The organism is Paenibacillus sp. ALJ109b (genome assembly GCF_010747435.1).
Taxonomy (GTDB): domain Bacteria; phylum Bacillota; class Bacilli; order Paenibacillales; family Paenibacillaceae; genus Paenibacillus; species Paenibacillus taichungensis.
Map to the genome: position 1 here is coordinate 32,834 of NZ_JAAIFP010000037.1, position 21,785 is coordinate 54,618.

Below are 21,785 nucleotides of genomic sequence, written 5' to 3' on the forward strand. Positions count from 1 at the left end.
GGAACAGATGAATACTATGGTCAAGATATCACACTAAACGTTCTGGGACTTTCCTCTACCCATTAAGGAACAGTAGTTGAAAAATCTTCTCGAGAAAGTGGGGCAACATGTGAAATGAAAGCTACTGGTATTGTCCGCCGTATAGATGACCTCGGTCGAGTGGTCATTCCGAAAGAAATCCGCCGTACGTTACGTATCCGTGAAGGCGATCCACTTGAGATTTTTGTGGACCGTGATGGAGAAGTTATTCTTAAAAAATACTCGCCGATTGGCGAACTTGGTGATTTTGCCAAAGAATATGCAGAATCGCTGTATGAAAGTACAGGCCATGTAACGATGATCTCTGACCGCGATACGATTATTACGGTCGCAGGCGGTTCCAAGAAAGAGTATCTGGACAAGCAGGTAGGTCAACTGGTGGAGAGTTGTATGGAAAACCGGAAGACGATTTTGGAGACCAACAATGGTTCTTATGAGCTTAGCAAAGATCATGACGAGACGTTATCGTCTTTTGTTATCGCCCCAATCATTTCGGGTGGTGACCCCATCGGAACGGTTATCCTTTTCAACAAGGATGAATCGGTGAAGATGTCTCAAATGGAAATCAAAATGTCTGAGACGGCTGCCGGTTTCCTTGGCAAACAGATGGAGCAATAAAAAAAAGCAGATCAACTCCTGGTGCCCTGAAGGCAACCAGGAGTTTTTGCATTTTAGGGAAGCTGTAGACCGTGTGGATGATGTCCTGAAGGACAGGATACCTGGAAGGGTTAGTCTGTGCGCCTTTGGACAGGTATAATAACGAGGTATACTTTGGAGAAAGAATGCATGGACATACGCAGGAGGGACATATGAAACAGTTGTCTACAGGCTCAAGATTGCTTCAGGGCGCATTTGTACTTGGGCTTGCCGCCATTATATCCAAAATCATTGGTGCTTTTCAGAAGATTCCGCTACAGAATCTGGGGGGAGACGGTGTCTTTGGCATCTACAATACGGTGTACCCTTTCTATATGCTAATCATTACCATTGCTGCTGCAGGGCTGCCTGTGGCTGTATCCAAATTCGTAGCCGAGCAGAATGCTCTTGGTCGACCGGAAGAAGGCAGGCGGGTTATACGCTTGTCCTCGATGTTGCTCGGTGGAATTGGACTGGTGCTGACTTTGTTGATGTATATAGGTGCACCGCTTATTGGAAATCTAATTGGTAACGGAAGTGTCGTGCCATCCATTCGGGCAGCTTCGATGGCATTGTTGTTTGTACCGGTGATGACAGGCTTGCGCGGATATTTCCAGGGGTTGCAGCAAATGGTGCCTACAGCGGTATCCCAGGTGGTAGAGCAGACTGTACGGGTCACGGTGATGATTGTTCTGTTGTTGTGGCTCATGGGACGGGACGCTTCATTGGAGACTATAGCAGCTGGAGCTATGATTGGTTCAGTGGCAGGAGGGTTTGCCGGGTTAGTTACAATGCTTGGATATATGTACCATCATCGACGGAAAAATGGGGAAAAGCCCGCTGTTATGAAAAGTGCTGAGACAGTTGGGCAAATGGAGAAAAACAAAGAGCACCGCAGCGGGGGGAGCACCCTTCTGTCTGAAGATCGGCGATCTAACGGTGAATGGATTCGCACACTACTGATCTATGCCATTCCGGTCTGTCTCGGATCACTGGCCGTGCCATTAATGAATCTGGTGGATACCTTTACGGTACCCCGGTTATTAAGACGAGAAGGGCTGGATGAGCTTCAATCTATGGTGTCCTTCGGGATTTACAACCGGGGCTTGCCGCTGGTTCAGTTGGTGACGATGCTTGCCACGTCGCTGTCTGTGCTCTTTATTCCGGCGATGGCCGAAGCCCGGCTGAAAGGCGGGCCAGAAGCGGTGAGGCAGCAAGCAGGCCTTGCGCTGCGCTGGTTCTGGTTGATCGGCCTGGCGGCATCCGCAGGTCTGGCGGTGCTGGCAGAGCCGATCAACCGCATGCTGTACGGGGATGCCGCAGGCACCGAAGCCCTGCGGTACATGGCGCTGACGGCTGCGGGCAGCACCGTCAGCATTATCGCGGCGGCGCTGTTGCAAGGCCTCGGCGCCGTGCGCGCTCCTGCGTTCAGCATGCTGGCCGCCGCAGGCGTCAAGGCGCTGCTGAACGTCATGCTTGTGCCGGCGCTGGGCATCAGCGGCGCGGCCCTGGCAGGCGCAGTCGCCTACATGCTGGCGGCTGGCCTGAATGTGGCGCTGCTGGCGCGACTTGTCGCCCTGCGCCCGGCCCCTGGCGCCGTCCTGGCGAAGCCGGCGCTTGTGATCGCCGCCATGAGCGTGGCGGCGGCAGGCATGGCCTGGGCCGCCGAAGCAGTGCTCGGCGGCATCGGTATCGCGGCCGACCGCAGGCTGGCCGCGATGGGCGTGAGCCTGCTTGGCATAGCTGCAGGCTCGGCCGTGTTCTTGCTGGCCGCCGCCCGGACGGGGTTGCTGACCGCCGCAGAGCTGGCGGCCGTGCCCAAGCTGGGGCCGCTGCTAGCCAAGCTGCTGCACAGACTGCGTGTGCTGCGCTAACCCTCGCGTTGCGCTGCTACACTTAGCGCCACGCCGTCCATTCACCCCGGCTCTCGCCCTCTAAAGCGGAGCAGCGGAGGTTGAATGAGTCACACCGTGTCATATGCAAATGCAATTATAGGATAACGTCTAATTCTGGTATAATACGTGTAATTATAGAGCCCTGTTCTGTACTATGTATGACCCATCCTCAGTTGGTTTTGATCAAGGATGGAAAGTCGGGACAGGATAGTTCGGATGGAGGCTTATAAAGATGAGTGCAGCTTTGACAGTAGTCGGTCTTGGATCTGGAGATGCAGATCAGCTGACGGTAGGAATCATCAAAAAAATGAAACATGCAGCGACGCTGTATGTACGCACACTGGATCATCCCGTATTGAATGATCTCAAGCAGGAAGGGTTGGAGATGACATCCTTTGATGCCATCTATGAGGCGAAGGATTCTTTTCCGGAAGTGTACGACGAAATTGCAGACCGGCTGATTGAGGCCGCACGCAAGGGTGAGCCGGGTACCGAGATCGTTTATGCCGTGCCAGGGCATCCCATGGTCGCTGAAGCGAGTGTACGCCTGTTGAAGGAGCGCTGCCCACAAATGGGCATTTCGCTGCGCGTTATGGGCGGGGAAAGCTTTCTGGATGAGGCGTTTATTCGTCTTGGATTCGATCCTATTGAAGGGTTTCAGCTCCTCGATGCCAGCAGTCTGAATACGGAACTGGTGCAGCCGCAGCTTCATACCTTGATTGGTCAAGTATATGATGTGTTTACCGCTTCTGACGTAAAACTGTGCCTGATGGACGTTTACCCTGACGATTATCCGGTATTTGTAGGACATGCCTTGGGTGTACAGGGACAGGAGATCATACACAAGGTGCCGCTGCATGATCTGGACCGGATTGAAGGGTACGGTAATCTTTCATTGATATATGTGCCAAAAAATACGGATGACGCGCTTCGTCGGCGCTCCTTCGCACGACTGCATGAAATCGTCAATATTCTTCGCAGTCCAGGCGGCTGTCCATGGGATCAGGAGCAGACCCACCAGTCGATCCGCAAAAACCTGATTGAGGAAACCTATGAAGTCATTGAAACGATCGATGAGGATGATCCTGATCACATGAAGGAAGAGCTAGGTGATCTCCTGTTGCAGATTTTGCTGCACTCCCAGATGGAAGAAGAGGTTGGCACATTTAACGTGTACGATGTTATTGAAGGATTGAACGACAAACTAATTTTCCGTCATCCGCACGTATTCGGTGAACAACAGGCAGAGAATGCGAATGAAGCGTTGCAAAACTGGGAACAGATGAAGGCAGAGGAGAAAAAGCGCAAGGGACAGGATCTACGGCAGACTTCTGTGCTGGACGGTATTCCCCGTGACTTGCCTGCCTTGATGAAAGGGTACAAATTACAGAAAAAAGCGGCCAAAGTTGGCTTCGATTGGGATGACGTTGAAGGTGTCTTTGCCAAGATCGAGGAAGAACTAACAGAGCTAAAAGAAGCGGTACAGCATAACCAGTCTGCGGAAGAGCGGAAGCTGGAACTGGGCGATTTATTGTTTGCAGCTGCCAATGTTGCGAGATTTATTGATACAGATCCGGAGGAGGCGCTTGCCGCCACCAATCGGAAATTCATTCAGCGTTTCCAGTATATTGAGGAGCGTCTACGTGAACAGGGAAGAACTCCGTCAGACAGCAATGTCGATGAAATGGAGCAATACTGGCAGGCAGCGAAAAAGGCTGGATTGTAAAGGGTTCTGGCATTTTGGGCGCTGATCCGATATCATTAGTTGCATCATGCGTATCGTTGTCGAATCATCTCGAGCGAATTGCACAAGAAAGCGTGTGATTAACGGAGAGGTGTTTCGGGTACTGGACTTAGACTGTTCTTGGGCAGGACCGACAAAAAGTGAAAAAAAGTCGAAGACCGAGGCAGGATTTCAGATGCCAAGCCAGAATACATGTGTAGTAACCTTGCGCGGAGCCAGCAGCAGCAGATCTGTTGTCACGGATTCGCAGATACTTTTTTTTCAATTTGGGAGGCTTTTAAAAATGAACAAAACAGATCTGATTAACAACATTTCCACCAAAAGCGGTTTGACTAAAAAAGACGTTGAGTCCGTATTGAACGGCTTTTTGGGAGAAATTACAGATGCACTTGCCAGCGGAGACAAAGTACAACTGATCGGCTTTGGCACTTTTGAGACCCGCAAACGTTCCGGTCGTACCGGACGTAACCCACAAACAGGGAATGAAATCGTGATTCCTGAGTCCACCGTTCCTGCGTTCAAAGCAGGCAACAAACTTAAAGAAGCCGTAAAATAATGCGTCTTGATAAATTCCTGAAGGTCTCTCGGCTGATCAAACGCCGCACCGTAGCCAAGGACGTTTCCGAACAGGGACGTGTGCTGGTGAACGGACGTGAAGCGAAGCCAAGCGCCGCTGTCAAAGTGGGCGATGAGCTTACGGTTCAGTTCGGTCAAAAGCTGGTCACCGTGAAGGTGGAGCGTCTTGCCGAGAGTACCAAGAAGGATGAGGCGAGCAGCCTCTACACCTTGGTTAAGGAAGAGCCGATCGCCAAGGATAACGGTCTGAACTGGTAACAGGGATGCCTGATATACTTTTTTACAACAATTCATTGCAAAATGAAGAGAAACGTCTTTCCCGTGCAGGGAAGGGCGTTTTTGTGTTCCACCGATATCCGGACAGTTGCTTTCATCCAACCTTGGTTCTATTCTGCACTTCTGATCCATAAGCTAGGGTTAAGAAGGAGGGGTACATGCCATGGTTGAGCAAAGTAAGACGAAACAGCATCATCTGAGCATGCAGAATCGGAAACTGCTGGATCTGACGGGTGTCTCCAATGTGGAGAGCTTCGACAGTGAGGAATTTTTGCTGCAAACTGAACTTGGGCATCTGACCATCCGGGGGCACAATTTACATATCAAAAACCTAAGCCTGGAGGACGGTTTATTATCCATCGAGGGCACTGTCAGTTCTCTTCAATATCTGGACCCCGGTTCTCAGTCCAAAAACGGTAAAGGCCTGTTCGGCAAGATGTTCCGATGAGTCCGGATACTCAATGGATCACATTGATGTGGATGCTGATGTCGGGAGCCGTGATGGGGATGGCCTACGACAGTTACCGGGTACTGTCCGGTCAGCTGCGGTTCCCGAGATGGAGCGTCCACACGCTAGATCTGTTGTATTGGGTCGCTTCCGCGCTGTTCGTCTTCCGGATGCTGTACGCCGGGAACCACGGACAGCTGCGGTTTTATGTCTTTTTGGGGCTTATTATAGGGGTTTGCTTCTATTTTTGGCTTTTAAGTGTTACAACCCAGCGTTTTGTGGTAATGTTAATTAAACTCGCAAGAACGCTGATTCATTGGTGTGGACATATCCTTAACATCCTGATCGTTATGCCCGCTAAAGGACTATACAAGCTAGTGCGCGTATTATTTGGTTTCGTACTCGCCATACTGTTATTCCTGGGTAAGCTGGTGCTGCAATGTTTGGTACCTTTCGGCAAGTTGTTCCGCTGGATGTTTAGGCCAATCCTGAAACATTGGGTTACGCCACGCTTCCTGATCCGTGCGGGTTCAAGTATCGCAGCGATGTGGAAACGCTGGTTTTAAGGAGGTCCGATAATGGGTAAAACACCTATGAACAAATCAAAAGCTCCAGCAGGCCAAGGAAAATCTGCAGGTGCCAAAAGGCGTCTCATGCTATGGATGACCTTTATGGTTGTGTTTATCATTTGGGCAGGATATACGTTCCTTGTGCAGACTGCGCAAATTTCGGACAAGAGTTCTCATCTGGCTGCCCAGCAATCTTCAAAGGAAGAGACGTTGAAGAAGCTGGCTCAATTGAAGTACGAAGTCAGTCGGTTGAAGGATCCCGAATACATAGGACAGCTGGCTCGGAAAAAAGGATACTATCTGCCTGAGGAAACACCAATTCAGGTTGAAGAGTCAGGGAACTGATGTAATTTGGCTCATTATTGAGCAAGGATTGTTATCTATATGTCTGAAGCCGTTATACCGGAAAAAATAGGCTCCCTTAAGGGGTAGTGCTCAGTTGACCTTGGTTTGCGGCATAAGGTATAATTAAATTAGCACAGCATTGATTTTGGCATTCAAAAAATCGGGTTGTATATTTTTAAGGGAGGATCATTTTATTCTATGGCAATTGAAGTGGGCACCAAGTTAGAGGGCAAGGTGACAGGCATCACGCATTTTGGAGCATTTGTGGATCTGTCAGGAGGTGTCACGGGTCTCGTTCACATCTCGGAAATCGCCGACAATTATGTCAAAGATGTCAACGACCACCTGAAGCTTAATGACCTCGTTACCGTTAAGGTCATCAACGTTGACAAGGATGGCAAGATTGGGCTTTCCATTAAGCAAGCTGTTGACAAACCGGTTGAGCAACAAACACAGTCCAGACCCCCAAGAGCTCCTAGACCGGAACGCAGTGGAGGAGATCGCGAACGATTCAGCGGCGGAGGCCCAAGTGGTGGCCAAGGTCGTGGTGGCGGCGGCGGTGGATTTAACCGTGGTGACCGCGGAGGCCGTTCTTTCAAGCCCGCAGCAGGCAAACCTTCATTTGAGGATAAAATGTCACGCTTCCTGAAAGATAGTGAAGAGCGGATCTCTTCGCTTAAGAAGAACACAGAAGGCAAACGCGGAGGCCGCGGAGCCAAACGTGTGTAATCTGGTTCAACCTGATTTAAAATATAAGAAAAACCGTTAGCCTTAGGGCTAGCGGTTTTTTTGCGTTAGTTTTTAATGTTGGAGTTTAACCGTTCAGATATAGACATTTAACTGGATTCATAGCCGTTTTTGTAAAGTGGAGCTCCATATCCCCAGTTTTTCTGCGCAGGAAAAAAAGTACATAAGAACATTTGTCGTCTACCATTTTTTACCGACAGGTTTCCGTGGCATTCCACAGGTATCCTGCTCAAATCGTGGCGATGACGAAGCGCGTCCCGTTCAAAATCAGACAAGCGCCTTGTCGGCAAGGGTCGTGGCAAATGGATGAAACCACAATAAGGCCGGGGGTTTCGCACCACCGCGCCGCGTCTGTTTCTTTTGTCGTAAAGTTTTTGGACACTACCCACCAATTGTGACAAACTACGTCTTCTATTCTATCTATAATCAGAACCATCGAGAACGAAACACGAAAATTAAATTAATCGAATGGGGTGCCTTGAGGATGATGGAAAAGTGGAATGTCATTCAATTTCCGGGAATGAAAGCTGGTAAAGGAGGTACAGAAGCTCGGGAGGAGCTGTCCGTACGTCTCAAACAGTGGATTAGCTCCCGCAAGGCCGTCCAGATCGTTGCTGCACGTAAATGGGTGCTGCTTCTTACCTTTATGGGATTCTTGCTGGGCAAGGCCATGATTCTGAATGAATTATCGCCCTTTGCGATTGCTTACTTTGCGGTTATCGCCTTCATGCGTAGGGATTACATTATTCCGGTAGGGGCTGCGTTGCTGGCAGGAAGTCTCTTCGCTCCGTTTCCGGTACCTCTGATTGTTGCTTCGGAGCTCGCAATCTTCTATCTGTTGTTCAGAGGACTGGAGTCTTATGACCGTGCTGAATTATCTTATGCGCCAACGATGGTGTTTACGACTACTTTTATGGTCAAGTTATTCGCCGTCGTTATTGGGCCGTCTTTCAGCTGGTACGCCATGTTAATGCTCACGATGGATTCTGTACTCAGCTTTGTGCTTACCCTGGTTTTCATACAGGCCATACCGATCTTCACGTATCGCAAAAAAAAATTCAACCTAAAGAACGAGGAGATCCTCTGTCTGATCATCTTGCTGGCTTCCGTGATGACAGGGGCGGTGGGCTGGACGATCCAGTCCCTGTCTGTAGAGCATATGCTCTCCCGGTATCTCATTCTGATCTTTGCGCTGGTGGGCGGAGCCCCCCTCGGAGCCTCGGTTGGGGTCATTACTGGTCTCATTCTGAGTTTGGCCGATATGTCGGCGGTATATCAGATGAGTCTGCTTGCTTTTGCTGGCATGCTGGCAGGTATGCTCCGGGAAGGAAAACGTGCGGCTGTTGCTCTGGGCATGCTGCTGGGTTCCTCTATTCTATCCATATATCTGGGTGGACCGGGAGATGTCATGAATTCTTTATGGGAGACATGTGCAGCCATTGTTCTGTTTATGTTAACGCCAAAAAGTATGCTGACGGCCATATCCAAATATGTTCCTGGCACGCAGGATCATACGAAGTCGCAGCATGAATATGCGAAGAGAATACGGGATGTCACCGCAGAACGGGTTACCCGCTTCTCGCAGGTATTCCGTCAGTTGTCACGCAGCTTCGATCAGATGTCTGGGGCGGGGGAGCCGGTACAGAACGAGGGCGGGATGGAGCATTTCATGAATGCCGTAGCCGAAGGGACATGTTCGGGTTGCTTTAAGAAGGCCCAATGCTGGGATGCGAAGTTTATTCAAACCTATAAATATATGACAGATGTGATGAGTTCCATTGAAGCCAACCCGGAGATGTCAGGCAAGCAGATTCCGGTGGAATGGAACAGGGTATGTGCGAAACCGGAGGAGGTACTTGAAGTGATGCGCGCCCAGTACGGTCTGCATCAACATAACATGCAATGGAAACGTCAGATTATAGATAGTCGACAGCTGGTTGCAGAGCAATTATCAGGGGTATCCCAGGTAATGGAGGACCTGGCGAAAGAAATTCAACGGGAAAGTGAGGAGATGGTACAACAAGAGGAGCAGATTCGAGATGCGCTTGAGTCGTTAGGTCTGTCCATACATTCTATTGAAATCATTAATCTGGAAGCGGGGAATGTGGAAATTGAGATTGTTCATGCCTATACACGCGGATTTGACGAGTGCCGGAAAATGATCGCTCCGCTGATCTCGGATGTACTGGACGAGCATATTGCCGTCTTGAATGAGACGATGCTCGACCCTCGCCAAGGGCTGGCGACAGTTACCTTTGGCTCTGCCAAAACGTTTGAGATAACAACGGGTGTTGCTGCCGCCGCCAAAGGTGGAGATGTGATGTCCGGGGACAGTTTCAGTACGGTTGAACTAGGCAATGGTACATTTGCAGTTGCGCTTAGCGATGGCATGGGCAATGGGGAACGGGCACGCATGGAGAGCAGTGCTGCGCTAAATATACTGGAGCAGTTGTTACAGTCGGGCATGGATGAGAAGCTGGCGATCAAATCGGTCAATTCTGTTCTGATGCTGCGTTCTCCTGAAGAAATGTATGCAACGGTGGATATGGCTCTGATCGATGAATATACGGCAGAGACCACGTTTATGAAAATCGGATCGACTCCAAGTTTTATTAAACGAGGGCAGGAGGTTATTCAGGTTTCGGCAAGCAATCTGCCGATTGGTATTATCAAAGATATTGAGGTGGATCTGGTAACCGTACAGCTTCAGCCAGGGGACGTTTTAATTATGATGACAGATGGTATCTATGATGCGCCGGGGTATGCCGTCAACAAAGAACTATGGATGAAGCGGCTCATTCAGGAAATTGATAGTGACGATCCTCAGGAATTAGCAGACTGTCTGCTTGAAAGTGTTATTCGTTATCAGCAACATGAGATCTATGATGACATGACTGTAATTGTAGGCAAAATAGAACATTATCGCCCGGAGTGGGCGACATTGAGAGTCCCCGGAATAAGCCGGATGGAACGTCCACGTACCGTTAGTTAATTGCATATTCCTCTGTTTGAAGTCTCTTCATTCTGGCAATGCTAGTCATAGAGTTGGAGAGTAACCCAAAACGGAGGGATATCGGATGAAACAAATCTTGTTGATCACCGACGGTTGTTCCAATGTAGGTGCAAGCCCGGTGCTGGCTGCGGCGGAAGCGCGAGAAGAGGGAATTACGGTCAATGTGGTCGGTGTTATTGATTATGGAACCATTGGTGAGTTGGGCAGTCGGGAGATCGAGGATATTGCCAAAGCCGGAGGTGGAATCAGTCAGATTGTAGGCACCAGACAGCTTGCCCATACGATGCAGATGATGACAAGAAAAACAGTGGTTCAGACCATTCAACAGGCGGTTAATAGAGAGTTAACACAAATTCTGGGAGAGCACGAGCCCAAAACGGTAACAGACCTTGAACCGGCTAAACGTGCACAGGTGGTTGAAGTGATGGAGGATATGGCGGAGACAACACCGCTTCAAGTCGTGCTTCTCATTGATGTAAGTGCCAGTATGAAGCCGAAGCTCGCAGCTGTGGAGGAAGGGATTCGGGATTTAATGCTTAGTTTGCAGGCACGTATGGGTCAGAGCCATCTTTCCGTCTTTCATTTTCCTGGGCGACATAGCGGAGAAGAAGCTGTCATGGACATCGACTGGACAGTTGACCCGAGCCGTGTTCGTTCGCTGTTTGGACGTTTGCAGATGAAGGGAGCGACGCCGACAGGTCCTGCGATTCAAAGGGTGATTGATTTTTACCGTTATGGTACACTGGAGGGACAGCAGGAAATAGAAGGGAACTATCGCATTGAAAGAGAAGGGATGCTCGGTGACAACGTTGTCTGACGCCTCTTTCCCGCCAGGAACAGTCATCACAGGGAAATGGAATCGCAGCCGCTATACGATTCGGAAGCTGCTGGGCAAAGGAGCCAACGGCATCGTTTTTCTTGTCCAGCGGGGTGAGAATGGCAAACATTATGCGCTTAAAATGGGATTTGACCCTGTAGATCTGCAATCGGAAATTAATGTGCTCAAATCTTTTCAATTACAGCGTAATCATGAGGCCCTTCGACAGAGTGGCATTCCTTCTTATCTGAAAGATGTGGATGACTACGCCATTCGTGGTCGTGATATTCCCTTTTATGTGATGCGTTACGTTCGGGGGGAGTCTCTGCACCACTTCATTCGGCGTCAGGGAACGGACTGGACACTTCTGGTTGGACTCAGACTATTGCAGAAGCTGGCTCAATTGCATCAGGCTGGATGGGTGTTTGGTGATCTCAAACCTCAAAATGTACTGGTATCGGATTATGGGCAAGTAGAACTTATCGACTATGGCGGAGTGACTTCTATCGGCCGGAGCGTCAAGCAGTTTACTGAATGGTATGATCGCGGATTCTGGAATGCGGGCAGCCGAACAGCAGATGGTACCTATGATGTGTTTGCTTTTGCGCTATTATTAATTCATGTACTTGAAGCTGATGCACTCAAAGCGCTGGCTGCAGAGGGATTACCTCAACTGCGAAGTGTAAACCAGCTCACAGCTCTCGTGGAGCGCAGTGAACGTCTCCGCCCTTTTCGAAACTGGACTATTCAGGCATTACGAGGTCAATTCCAGGATGCCGGACACGCAGCTAAGGTCTGGAAAGAGATGATGGCGCGCCCCTCTCCTCTTCGTCGCCGTTCCAAAAGTACAACACCGCGTTGGCTCAAAAATGCATTTGCCGTATCCGTTATATTACTTATTGGGGTACTCATCTATGCACTGCGATTCTGACCTGTAAGAGTGCATATACATAACGTAAGGAATGAGGAACAGGTATGGAGGCTTTACGCTGGAACAAGCTGGTGAATAATGTGCTGGATGCAGCGGAAGAGCATCAGTTATGGGTTCCCGGGGATCGGATTGTCGTCGCAGTATCGGGCGGACCGGACTCGGTGGCTTTTTTGCATATCATGTATGAGATCAGTACCAGGCATGTTCCGTTGGAATTGATTTGCGCCCATGTACATCATGGCTTTCGGATTGAATCCGATCATGAAGCTGAGATGATGAAGGATCTTGCACATCAACTTGGCATTGCATTTGAATGGGTGAAGGCCGATGTACCTTCTTATATGAAGCTTACCGGTCAAGGCTCTCAGGAAGCTGCGCGCAACAAGCGATATGAGTTTTTGCATGAAGTGGCTGCCAAATACGATGCGGCGAGCATTGCACTGGCCCATCATGCCGACGATCAGGCAGAGACAGTTATGCTCCATTTGCTGCGAGGAAGTGGGCTTTCGGGACTCGCGGGAATGAAGTTTAAACGGCGAGAAAAAAATGTGGAACTTATTCGTCCATGCCTTCGTATAAACAAGACAGACCTTGTAGAAGCTTGTAATACCCAGGGTTTTCTGTATTTTAATGATGAAAGCAATTCCCTGCGTAAATATCGGCGTAATGCCATTCGCTTGGATGTGCTTCCTTTTTTGGGGCAATATAATGGACAGTTAACGCCGTCTTTGAATCGACTTGCCGAAATTGTAGGTGATGAAGACGATTTCATGGAACAAGGTGCATATGACGCATACAGGTGTCTAGTGCAGGCGAACGGCGGAAGGCAAACCTTTGAGGTGCCTTCCTTTTTGAAGTTACATGTCGCTTTACAACGAAGGTTGATTAAACTAATATTGAATTATCTGCCTTTGGACAGTGATTTTGTCGACTTTACCCGTATTGAAACCATTCGCCGCAAGGTTATTCAACCTGACGCGACGACCTGGAGCCTGGATATAGGACAGACACTCGCCTGCACCCGGGAGTATGATCTGATCTCTTTCGGCATACGGACTGACGTACAGGATCAATCTTACGAATATCGTCTTGCTCAATGGAGCGGAACTTATGAGCTTTCTCTCGCGGAAATCGACCGGCATGTTCGGATCGTTCCGATGAGTCCCGAGGACTATCATGTACCGGAATCGGCGGATCATGCCGCATTTGATGCGGATCAACTGCTTATGCCGCTGGTTGTGCGTTCAAGGTTACCTGGAGATACCATGAAAGTGATGGGATTAAACGGAAGCAAAAAGGTGAAAAATATTTTCATCGATGAGAAAATTCCCCCTTCTATCCGTTCACGGGTTCCCGTGGTATGTGATGGAGCAGGCAATATCATCTGGTTACCGGGTGTTCGCCGGTCTAGTGTAGCTCCTGTCAGGGAGGATACTTCCGCAATCCTGTACATGACTGTAGGCGATTCAGCGATTCAGGGGTAGTGGTTATGGTTCAGGTAAGGCTTTCATATGTATAACTTAGGAGGTTCGCACAGTTGCAGAACGACATTCAGGAAGTATTGATCAGTGAAGAAGAAATTCAGAGTAAAATCAAGGAATTAGGCGCAACAATAAGTGCCGAATATGCAAATCGCAATCCTTTGGTCATTTGTGTGCTCAAGGGTGCGTTTATATTTATGGCTGATTTGGTTAAGAACATTACGGTACCTGTTGAGATGGATTTCATGGCAGTATCGAGTTATGGTGCTTCCACCAAATCATCTGGCGTTGTTAAAATCATTAAGGATCTGGATGAATCCGTCGAGGGACGCGAGGTTCTGATTGTAGAGGACATTATTGATAGTGGACTCACGCTCAGTTATCTGATCGAACTCTTGCAGAACCGCGGTGCTGAATCCGTCCGCGTGGTTACGCTATTTGACAAGCCTTCAGGTCGCAAGGTCGAACTTGAAGCTCATTACACCGGCTTTGACATTCCGGACGCATTCATCGTTGGCTATGGTCTGGATTATGCCGAGAAGTACCGGAACCTCCCTTACATCGGGATTCTGAAACCGGAAGTTTACAGCAACTAATGCTTAAGCTAGTTCCAAGCCCATATCTGTTGGTGGCTTCTGTTGAGAAGCCATGTCGGGCTATGTTAAAATAATTAAAGTGTCTCGAGAGGAGGTAGGGGATGAATCGGTTCATCCGGAATTCTGGTTTTTATTTGATTCTTTTTTTAGTTGTGGTGGGGATAGTCCAGTTCGTCAGCAATGGCGGCGAAGCCACCGATAATCCTAGATATGATCAGTTGCGCGCGGCGATCAAGGCCAACAACGTCTCTGAATTGACGGTTCAATTCAACGGTCAGACGTACCTCGTGACCGGTCAATACAGGGAGACGCCTGACGGAGCCAAATCAGAAAATTTCTCAACGTATATTCCTCCTACGGATGAGGCAATTAGTGAGCTTGTAACTGCAAGCGAAACGAACAAATTCCAATATCATCAGGAACCTATGAAAGGTGACAGCATCTGGTTGACGTTGCTGACTTCCTTTATTCCTTTGATCATTATGTTTCTGCTGTTCTTCTTCCTGTTTAATCAGGCTCAAGGCGGCGGCGGTAAAGTAATGAACTTTGGTAAAAGCCGTGCTCGTCTCTATAACGAAGAGAAGAAACGGGTTACGTTTGAAGATGTTGCGGGTGCTGACGAAGAGAAACAGGAGCTTGTTGAAGTCGTGGACTTCCTCAAAGACCCTCGTAAATTCGCAGCAGTAGGTGCACGGATTCCTAAAGGCGTATTGCTTGTAGGTCCTCCGGGTACAGGTAAAACCTTGCTCGCTCGTGCTGTTGCCGGTGAAGCGGGTGTACCATTCTTCAGTATTTCCGGTTCTGACTTCGTTGAAATGTTCGTCGGTGTCGGTGCATCTCGTGTACGTGACTTGTTTGAAAATGCGAAGAAAAACGCCCCATGTATTATCTTTATTGATGAGATTGATGCTGTAGGACGTCAGCGTGGTGCTGGTCTTGGTGGTGGTCACGACGAACGTGAACAAACACTCAACCAGTTGCTCGTTGAAATGGACGGATTCGGAGCCAATGAAGGTATTATCATCGTTGCTGCAACGAACCGTGCTGATATTCTGGACCCTGCCTTGCTGCGTCCAGGACGTTTTGACCGTCAAATCACGGTTGATCGCCCTGACGTGAGAGGTCGTGAAGCGGTTCTGAAAGTACACTCACGCAACAAACCACTCACCAAAGATGTGAAGCTGGACATTATTGCGAAGCGTACAACAGGCTTCTCCGGTGCGGATCTGGAAAATCTCTTGAACGAAGCGGCATTGCTTGCGGCACGTCGTAATCGCAGAGATATTTCCATGCGTGAGGTAGACGAAGCGATTGACCGTGTCATTGTTGGTACGGAGAAGAAAAGCCGTGTTATCAGTGACCGTGAAAAACGTATTGTTGCTTATCACGAAGCAGGTCATACCATTGTAGGCTACTTCCTGGAACATGCCGATATGGTACATAAAGTTACCATTATTCCGCGCGGACGTGCGGGTGGATATGTAATCATGTTGCCAAAAGAAGATCGTATGCTTGTTACCAAGCAAGAATTGCTGGACAAAATTACTGGACTCCTTGGCGGCCGTGTTTCCGAAGAACTGTTTATCGGTGAAATCGGTACGGGTGCATACAGTGACTTCCAACAAGCGACGGGTATCGTCCGTAGCATGGTTATGGAGTACGGTATGAGTGAGAAGCTGGGACCTATGCAGTTCGGTAGTTCGCAGGGACAGGTATTCCTGGGTCGTGATATCGGTCATGAACAGAATTACTCAGATTCCATTGCTTACGAGATCGATCAGGAAATGCAACGCTTTATCAACGAATGCTATGAGAAGTGTAAAGACTTGCTCGTTAAACATTCCAAAGAAGTGCATCTGATCGCGAACACGTTGCTGGAAGTGGAGACATTGGAAATGGATCAGATCAAGCAATTGATCGAGACAGGTGCCCTGACTCCAAAAGATGAGAACAGCAACGATGGAGAAGGTACGCCTAGCGAAGGCGGAGAAGCGATCATCGACAACATCGGTGATGTACGCGTCCGTATCCAAGGCAAAGATGAAACGCCTGAACCGCCAGCCGGAGATATTCCTAACGAAGCTCCGAATCTGGACAAAGGAAACAGCAATGACCCGGATGATGGTGGAACGAAACCAACGTCTTAATTTATAACACCATTTGTCTGTAGTGGCAGATGACAAGGAGAGCCTTCGGGCTCTCTTTTTTTATGTATCCTTCAAATTGTATAGATAATGATAACCGGGAGCTTTAGGGCGAACTACGTAGGAAATGGGTGGTTATGCCCTTGTTCTGGGGCGTTTTCATTTATTGACAGAGTCGTGAACGTTGTGTACATTAGGTGTTAAACCGCTTGTGATTCGTTTCTCAAGCGAAAATAACGACTTGGATTTGCCATATGAAACAGCGTATAAGGCTGTCCCGATAAGGAGAGGATCACAGGTGGAAGCTCTGGCTTTAGAGCGCAAGGCTGAGATGAACCGGGAGCTGCGCGAGCGGCTGATGGAGTTGAAGAAGGAACGTAATGCCATTATTCTTGCCCATTATTATCAACGTGACGAGGTACAAGAGGTCGCTGATTTCCGGGGAGATTCGTTTTTGCTGGCTCAGAAGGCGGCACAAACCGATGCGGATGTTATCGTTTTCTGCGGGGTTCATTTTATGGGTGAAAGCGCTAAAATTCTTGCCCCTAACAAAACGGTTATCATCCCCGACGAGCGTGCAGGCTGCCCAATGGCAGATATGGTGAACGTTGAAGGCTTACGTAAATTGAAAGCACAGCACCCGAATGCCAAAGTTGTAACGTACATCAATTCCTCAGCTGAGATCAAGGCAGAGACCGACATCTGTTGTACATCGGCCAATGCTGTCAGAGTCATTCAATCTGTTGATTCCGATGAAATCATCTGGGTACCGGATAAAAATCTGGGACATTATGTGCAACAACATACAGACAAGAAAATGATTATCTGGGAAGGTTACTGCAATACCCATGATATGCTGACGGTCAAAGACGTGGTTGAGATGAGAGCGAAGCATCCAAATGCCGAGTTCGTTGTTCACCCGGAATGTCGTCCTGAGGTTGTAGAGATGGGTGACTTCGTAGGCAGCACAACCGCCATTCTGGAATATTGTAAGAATTCGTCCGCTAAAGAGTTTATCGTAGGTACTGAGGATGGTACAGGATACCAACTGCGTCTCGATAGCCCGGATAAACAATTCCACTTTGCTACCAAGTTTCTCGTATGTCCGAACATGAAAGTCAATAATTTGAAAAAGCTGGTTAAATGCCTGGAAACGATGAAGCCACAAATTTACGTGCCTCCAGCCGTTGCCGACAAAGCCAGAGAATCACTAGAGCGCATGTTACTGGTGAAGTAGCATGCGCTACTCTTGCTCCAAGACAGGTGAAATAACATGATACCGCAATATTTAGTGGATTTTGATCTGTCCGCGCTGCCGATGGTGGAGACGGATGTGCTGGTTATTGGTTCGGGCATTGCTGGTTTGTTTACTGCGATCAAGGCGAGTGAACAACGCAGTGTGTTGATGATCACGAAGAAGTCGTTACTGGAAAGTAACACCCGGTATGCGCAGGGGGGCATTGCTGCGGTTATTGCTGAGGATGATTCACCTGCCTATCATTTGCAGGATACACTTGTTGCTGGAGCGGGATTATGCCGCTCCGAAGCAGTCGAAGCATTGGTGAACGAGGGCCCGGACGGCGTGAAAGAACTGATTCGACTGGGTACTTTGTTTGATCTGGAGAACGGCGAGTTGGCGTTGACGCAGGAAGGTGCGCACAGCCACCGCCGTATTTTGCATGCCAATGGGGATGCAACGGGATATGAGATTGTGCGTGCATTGGCTGCAAAGGCGAATGAACATCCGGGGATTGAAGTGTGGGATGAGCATTTTGTCATTGACCTAATTACAGAGCAGGGAGAATGTGTAGGTGCACTGGTTCAGAAGGCTGACGGTTCGCAAGTATTTGTGAAGGCAGAGGCAACCGTACTATGCTCTGGCGGGGCTGGACAGTTGTATCGATATACGACTAATCCGGAAGTGGCTACAGCAGACGGCGTGGCGATGGCCTATCGTGCCGGAGCAGTTGTCCGGGACATGGAGTTTATCCAATTCCACCCGACCTCCCTTTGTTATCCGGGAGCACCACGTTTCCTGGTGTCCGAGGCTGTACGTGGCGAAGGGGCCTATTTGCGCAATGTGAAAGGCGAGCGCTTCATGGAACGGTATCATGCACAGCTTGAACTGGCACCACGTGATATCGTCGCGCGGGCAATTGTCAGTGAGATGGAATCGACAAACAGTACCTTTGTATATTTGGATATCACTCATGAACCAGCCGAGATGATTAAACATCGGTTTCCTACCATTTATGAGACCTGTATGCGATACGGACTGGATATGACCACAGACTGGATTCCGGTCGCTCCTGCTGCACATTACATGATGGGCGGAGTGAAGACGGATCTCAGTGGGGAGAGCAGCATTGGCCGGTTATTTGCCTGCGGTGAGGTATCTTCTACTGGAGTGCATGGTGCTAATCGTTTGGCAAGTAACTCTCTGTCTGAGGCGATCGTATTTGGACGGAGAATTGTGGATCGTATTCAATCCCTTCCTCCGCTTGCTCCACTCCAGACGAAGGTTTCCACATTAACAAGTATTCGCAGGATCACAAAGGAAGAGCAGAAACCAGTATCCGAAAGACGTTTGCGTCTGCAAAAAATGATGGTGCGTCAAGTGGGGCTGCGCCGGAATGGCGCTAACCTGCAAGGAGCAATAGAGAAACTGCAACAAGAACTGCAATTTTTTGATCAGAATTTTACTCACAAAGAAGAGATGGAATATGCCAACCTTTTGACCTGCGCCTGGTTGGTTACCACTGGAGCATTACACCGCGAGGAAAGTCGGGGAGCCCACTACCGTGAGGATTTCCCGCAGCGTGACGATGCCGTATGGCAGAAGCATAGTCTGCAGCAGCGAGAACAAGCGATTGTGGAGGAATTGATGTCATGATACTGAACGGATATAATGAAGGACTCATCGAATCAATTAAAAACTGGCTTCGTGAGGATGTTGGTGCAGGGGATGTCACAACAACTGTGACGATTCCCGCCGGCAGTCAGTCCAAGGCCGTGATACATGCCAAAGACAATGGAATCATTGCAGGAATTACGGTAGCAGAACTTGTGTTTCAGGTAGTGGATCCTGGTCTTGCGTTTACACCGATGGTAAAAGACGGTGACGAAGTTACCCATGGTACGATTCTGGCTGAGGTAGAAGGAAGCACACATAGCTTGTTGACAGGAGAGCGTTTGGCCCTTAACCTGCTTCAGCGCATGTCTGGTATTGCTACCCGCACACGTACTTATGTTGATGCGTTAGAAGGTCTTTCTACACGTCTGGTCGATACTCGTAAAACAACACCGGGACACCGCTTGCTTGAAAAATATGCAGTGCGGGTTGGTGGCGGAGCAAATCATCGGTTCGGCCTCTATGATGCCGTCATGATTAAGGATAACCACATCAAGGGCGCAGGCGGGATTACTGAAGCGGTACAGCGTGCGCGAGCCGTCATTCCGCATACAATGACCATTGAAGTAGAGACCGAAAACATGGAACAGGTCAGAGAAGCCTTGCAGGCTGGGTCAGATATCATTATGCTGGATAACATGCACCCAGATCAGATGCGTGAGGCCGTGGCTCTTATTCGTGAGCAGGCTCCGCATGTGAAAGTTGAGGCATCGGGCAACGTCTCGCTAAATACCATTCGTGGTATTGCAGAGAGCGGAGTGGATGTAATTTCAGTTGGTAGGTTAACCTACTCTTTTGAGAGCCTGGATATCAGCTTGGATTTAAACGAAAAGAAAGAGGGGTGAACCTCTTTGATTCTTGTGGTAGACGTGGGCAACAGTAATATCGTACTCGGCGTGTATCAAGGCCGGGAGTTGCTCCACCATTTTCGCCTGAGTACATCCCGGCAGTCGACAGTGGATGAATACGGCGTATTGATTTATAATTTATTTCATATGTCGGGTATTTCAACACGCGACATTGAAGGTGTGATCATCTCATCCGTGGTTCCACCGCTGGTGAATGTGATTGAAGCCATGTGTGAGAAATACGTAGGCAAAAAACCGCTACTCGTTGGGCCTGGTATCCGAACCGGCCTGAACCTGCGGTATGAGAATCCTCGTGAAGTTGGCGCGGATCGCATTGTTAATGCAGTAGCAGCCGTTGAGAAGTATGGCGGCCCTCTCGTTGTGGTTGATTTTGGTACAGCGACTACATTTGACTGTATTGACGAGAAAGGAAATTATCTGGGCGGGGCTATCGTACCCGGCATCCATATTGCAACCGAAGCACTCTATGAACGAGCGTCCAAGCTACCTCGGATTGAATTGGAGAAGCCCAAGAAAGTCATTGGTCGCAATACCATTCATGCGATGCAGGCCGGCATTATTTATGGTTATGCAGGACAGGTGGACGGCATTGTGGAGCGTATTCGCGAGGAAATGGGAGCCAAGCCTAGAGTTATTGCAACCGGAGGTCTTGCCAAGCTGATTGCAGAAGAAACACGCAGCATCGATGAAGTGGATCCGCTGCTTACGCTTGAAGGGCTGCGTATCGTTTATGAGCGGAACCGGGAAAGGTAAGAACAGAGACGGCAAACAGCGGGCTGAGATTACAGTCTTATATGTTATGCCGTTTTTTCTATAACTGGCGATTACGCCAAAGGAGGCTGAATGACTTGGAAAACAACAACAAACAAGACCGGTTAATTCGAGGTACAGCAATGAACGGACGGGTTAGGGCCTTTGCTGTTCAAACGACAGAACTGGTTGAGGAACTGCGCAGAAGACATGATACGTTTCCCACGGCTACAGCAGCTATGGGGCGTACGGTTACAGCAGCATCCATTATGGGCGCTATGCTTAAGGGAGAAGAGAAGCTGACTATTCAAGTCAAAGGCGACGGTCCCATTGGACAGATTGTTGCCGATGCTAATGCGAAGGGTGAAGTTCGTGGTTATGTAAGCAATCCGCATGTACATCTGCCGAGCAACAGTATGGGTAAACTGGACGTTGCTGGCGCAGTCGGAACAGAAGGATTCGTGAACGTAACGAAGGATTTGGGGCTGAAAGAGCCTTATCGCGGCAGTGTGCCAATTATTTCGGGAGAACTTGGTGAAGACTTTACGTACTATTTTGCCAAATCGGAGCAGACGCCTTCTGCTGTAGGCGTTGGTGTACTGGTGGATACCGACAATTCGGTTATTGTAGCCGGTGGATTCATTGTACAGTTGCTTCCAGGTTTGACGGATGATGAAATTACTGTGATTGAAAATGCCATTGGTACAATGCCGCCAGTGACATCACTGCTGGCTGAGGGGCTTGAACTAGAAGCGCTGCTTCGTCGTGTACTGCCTGATGTACAGGTCATGGACGAAATGGATATTCATTTCCACTGTGAGTGTTCACGTGAGCGGGTAGAGAAAACGTTGATCAGTCTGGGTCAATCCGAGATGGAACAATTGATTGAGGAAGAAGGCCAGGCTGAAGTGGTCTGCCAATTTTGCAATGAGGCGTACGATTTTAACAAGGAACAACTTGAGACCATCCTAGAGCAAGCCAAGAACTGATTTTATGCG

The 21,785-nt window shown here is 49.0% G+C and carries 20 protein-coding genes; all 20 read left to right on the plus strand.

Going from position 1 to position 21,785, the window contains the following annotated elements:
• The first annotated feature begins 114 nt into the window (after positions 1 to 114).
• The gene (gene spoVT, locus G3352_RS28955; RefSeq protein ID WP_076292120.1) at positions 115 to 657 is read left to right on the plus strand and encodes a stage V sporulation protein T; all 543 of its coding nucleotides are present in this window, start codon (positions 115 to 117) and stop codon (positions 655 to 657) included.
• 191 nt (positions 658 to 848) lie between these two features.
• The gene (locus tag G3352_RS28960; RefSeq protein ID WP_163761481.1) at positions 849 to 2,549 is read left to right on the plus strand and encodes a putative polysaccharide biosynthesis protein; all 1,701 of its coding nucleotides are present in this window, start codon (positions 849 to 851) and stop codon (positions 2,547 to 2,549) included.
• A 253-nt stretch (positions 2,550 to 2,802) separates the two neighbouring features.
• Positions 2,803 to 4,296 (plus strand): bifunctional methyltransferase/pyrophosphohydrolase YabN, encoded by a 1,494-nt coding sequence (gene yabN / locus G3352_RS28965; RefSeq protein WP_163761482.1) that lies wholly within the window; start codon positions 2,803 to 2,805, stop codon positions 4,294 to 4,296.
• A gap of 301 nt (positions 4,297 to 4,597) precedes the next feature.
• On the plus strand, positions 4,598 to 4,870 hold the full coding sequence (locus tag G3352_RS28970; protein ID WP_017691362.1) for an HU family DNA-binding protein: 273 nt from the start codon (positions 4,598 to 4,600) through the stop codon (positions 4,868 to 4,870).
• Entirely contained in the window at positions 4,870 to 5,148 is a 279-nt protein-coding gene (locus G3352_RS28975) for an RNA-binding S4 domain-containing protein (RefSeq protein WP_024633720.1), read from the plus strand. Before G3352_RS28970 ends, G3352_RS28975 begins: the two co-directional genes overlap by 1 nt.
• Before the next feature lie 181 nt (positions 5,149 to 5,329).
• On the plus strand, positions 5,330 to 5,614 hold the full coding sequence (gene yabP / locus G3352_RS28980) for a sporulation protein YabP (RefSeq protein WP_053778920.1): 285 nt from the start codon (positions 5,330 to 5,332) through the stop codon (positions 5,612 to 5,614).
• On the plus strand, positions 5,611 to 6,180 hold the full coding sequence (gene yabQ, locus G3352_RS28985; protein ID WP_024633722.1) for a spore cortex biosynthesis protein YabQ: 570 nt from the start codon (positions 5,611 to 5,613) through the stop codon (positions 6,178 to 6,180). Before yabP ends, yabQ begins: the two co-directional genes overlap by 4 nt.
• 12 nt (positions 6,181 to 6,192) lie before the next feature.
• On the plus strand, positions 6,193 to 6,528 hold the full coding sequence (locus G3352_RS28990) for an FtsB family cell division protein (protein WP_076292123.1): 336 nt from the start codon (positions 6,193 to 6,195) through the stop codon (positions 6,526 to 6,528).
• A gap of 198 nt (positions 6,529 to 6,726) precedes the next feature.
• Positions 6,727 to 7,257, plus strand: a complete 531-nt coding sequence (locus G3352_RS28995) for a S1 domain-containing RNA-binding protein (protein WP_017691357.1) — start codon at positions 6,727 to 6,729, stop codon at positions 7,255 to 7,257.
• 502 nt (positions 7,258 to 7,759) lie between these two features.
• Positions 7,760 to 10,267, plus strand: coding sequence for a stage II sporulation protein E (gene spoIIE, locus G3352_RS29000; protein ID WP_175382519.1), 2,508 nt, complete (start codon positions 7,760 to 7,762; stop codon positions 10,265 to 10,267).
• Between the two features lie 85 nt (positions 10,268 to 10,352).
• Entirely contained in the window at positions 10,353 to 11,105 is a 753-nt protein-coding gene (locus G3352_RS29005; protein ID WP_076292125.1) for a vWA domain-containing protein, read from the plus strand.
• Complete coding sequence (locus G3352_RS29010; RefSeq protein WP_024633727.1) at positions 11,089 to 12,036, plus strand: serine/threonine protein kinase; 948 nt, start codon at positions 11,089 to 11,091, stop codon at positions 12,034 to 12,036. Before G3352_RS29005 ends, G3352_RS29010 begins: the two co-directional genes overlap by 17 nt.
• Before the next feature lie 44 nt (positions 12,037 to 12,080).
• Complete coding sequence (gene tilS, locus G3352_RS29015; protein ID WP_163761483.1) at positions 12,081 to 13,520, plus strand: tRNA lysidine(34) synthetase TilS; 1,440 nt, start codon at positions 12,081 to 12,083, stop codon at positions 13,518 to 13,520.
• 53 nt (positions 13,521 to 13,573) lie between these two features.
• Entirely contained in the window at positions 13,574 to 14,113 is a 540-nt protein-coding gene (hpt, locus tag G3352_RS29020; protein ID WP_024633729.1) for a hypoxanthine phosphoribosyltransferase, read from the plus strand.
• A 101-nt stretch (positions 14,114 to 14,214) separates the two neighbouring features.
• Positions 14,215 to 16,260, plus strand: a complete 2,046-nt coding sequence (gene ftsH / locus G3352_RS29025) for an ATP-dependent zinc metalloprotease FtsH (protein WP_163761484.1) — start codon at positions 14,215 to 14,217, stop codon at positions 16,258 to 16,260.
• 295 nt (positions 16,261 to 16,555) lie between these two features.
• The gene (gene nadA / locus G3352_RS29030) at positions 16,556 to 17,494 is read left to right on the plus strand and encodes a quinolinate synthase NadA (protein ID WP_024633731.1); all 939 of its coding nucleotides are present in this window, start codon (positions 16,556 to 16,558) and stop codon (positions 17,492 to 17,494) included.
• Between the two features lie 36 nt (positions 17,495 to 17,530).
• A complete protein-coding gene (gene nadB, locus G3352_RS29035; RefSeq protein WP_163761485.1) occupies positions 17,531 to 19,150 on the plus strand; it encodes an L-aspartate oxidase in 1,620 nt (539 codons plus the stop codon).
• The gene (nadC, locus tag G3352_RS29040) at positions 19,147 to 20,013 is read left to right on the plus strand and encodes a carboxylating nicotinate-nucleotide diphosphorylase (RefSeq protein ID WP_163761486.1); all 867 of its coding nucleotides are present in this window, start codon (positions 19,147 to 19,149) and stop codon (positions 20,011 to 20,013) included. The genes nadB and nadC overlap by 4 nt, the downstream gene beginning before the upstream one ends.
• Positions 20,014 to 20,019: 6 nt before the next feature.
• Positions 20,020 to 20,790 (plus strand): type III pantothenate kinase, encoded by a 771-nt coding sequence (locus tag G3352_RS29045; protein ID WP_024633734.1) that lies wholly within the window; start codon positions 20,020 to 20,022, stop codon positions 20,788 to 20,790.
• A 95-nt stretch (positions 20,791 to 20,885) separates the two neighbouring features.
• Positions 20,886 to 21,776 (plus strand): Hsp33 family molecular chaperone HslO, encoded by an 891-nt coding sequence (hslO, locus tag G3352_RS29050; protein WP_076292131.1) that lies wholly within the window; start codon positions 20,886 to 20,888, stop codon positions 21,774 to 21,776.
• Positions 21,777 to 21,785: the final 9 nt, after the last annotated feature.

Excerpts from the sequence above, each read along its gene's own strand:
- spoVT (WP_076292120.1), top strand. The coding sequence starts at position 115 with ATGAAAGCTACTGGTATTGTCCGCCGTATAGATGACCTCGGTCGAGTG.
- G3352_RS28960 (WP_163761481.1), top strand. The coding sequence starts at position 849 with ATGAAACAGTTGTCTACAGGCTCAAGATTGCTTCAGGGCGCATTTGTA.
- yabN (WP_163761482.1), top strand. The coding sequence starts at position 2,803 with ATGAGTGCAGCTTTGACAGTAGTCGGTCTTGGATCTGGAGATGCAGAT.
- G3352_RS28970 (WP_017691362.1), top strand. The coding sequence starts at position 4,598 with ATGAACAAAACAGATCTGATTAACAACATTTCCACCAAAAGCGGTTTG.
- G3352_RS28975 (WP_024633720.1), top strand. The coding sequence starts at position 4,870 with ATGCGTCTTGATAAATTCCTGAAGGTCTCTCGGCTGATCAAACGCCGC.
- yabP (WP_053778920.1), top strand. The coding sequence starts at position 5,330 with ATGGTTGAGCAAAGTAAGACGAAACAGCATCATCTGAGCATGCAGAAT.
- yabQ (WP_024633722.1), top strand. The coding sequence starts at position 5,611 with ATGAGTCCGGATACTCAATGGATCACATTGATGTGGATGCTGATGTCG.
- G3352_RS28990 (WP_076292123.1), top strand. The coding sequence starts at position 6,193 with ATGGGTAAAACACCTATGAACAAATCAAAAGCTCCAGCAGGCCAAGGA.
- G3352_RS28995 (WP_017691357.1), top strand. The coding sequence starts at position 6,727 with ATGGCAATTGAAGTGGGCACCAAGTTAGAGGGCAAGGTGACAGGCATC.
- spoIIE (WP_175382519.1), top strand. The coding sequence starts at position 7,760 with ATGATGGAAAAGTGGAATGTCATTCAATTTCCGGGAATGAAAGCTGGT.
- G3352_RS29005 (WP_076292125.1), top strand. The coding sequence starts at position 10,353 with ATGAAACAAATCTTGTTGATCACCGACGGTTGTTCCAATGTAGGTGCA.
- tilS (WP_163761483.1), top strand. The coding sequence starts at position 12,081 with ATGGAGGCTTTACGCTGGAACAAGCTGGTGAATAATGTGCTGGATGCA.
- ftsH (WP_163761484.1), top strand. The coding sequence starts at position 14,215 with ATGAATCGGTTCATCCGGAATTCTGGTTTTTATTTGATTCTTTTTTTA.
- nadB (WP_163761485.1), top strand. The coding sequence starts at position 17,531 with ATGATACCGCAATATTTAGTGGATTTTGATCTGTCCGCGCTGCCGATG.
- nadC (WP_163761486.1), top strand. The coding sequence starts at position 19,147 with ATGATACTGAACGGATATAATGAAGGACTCATCGAATCAATTAAAAAC.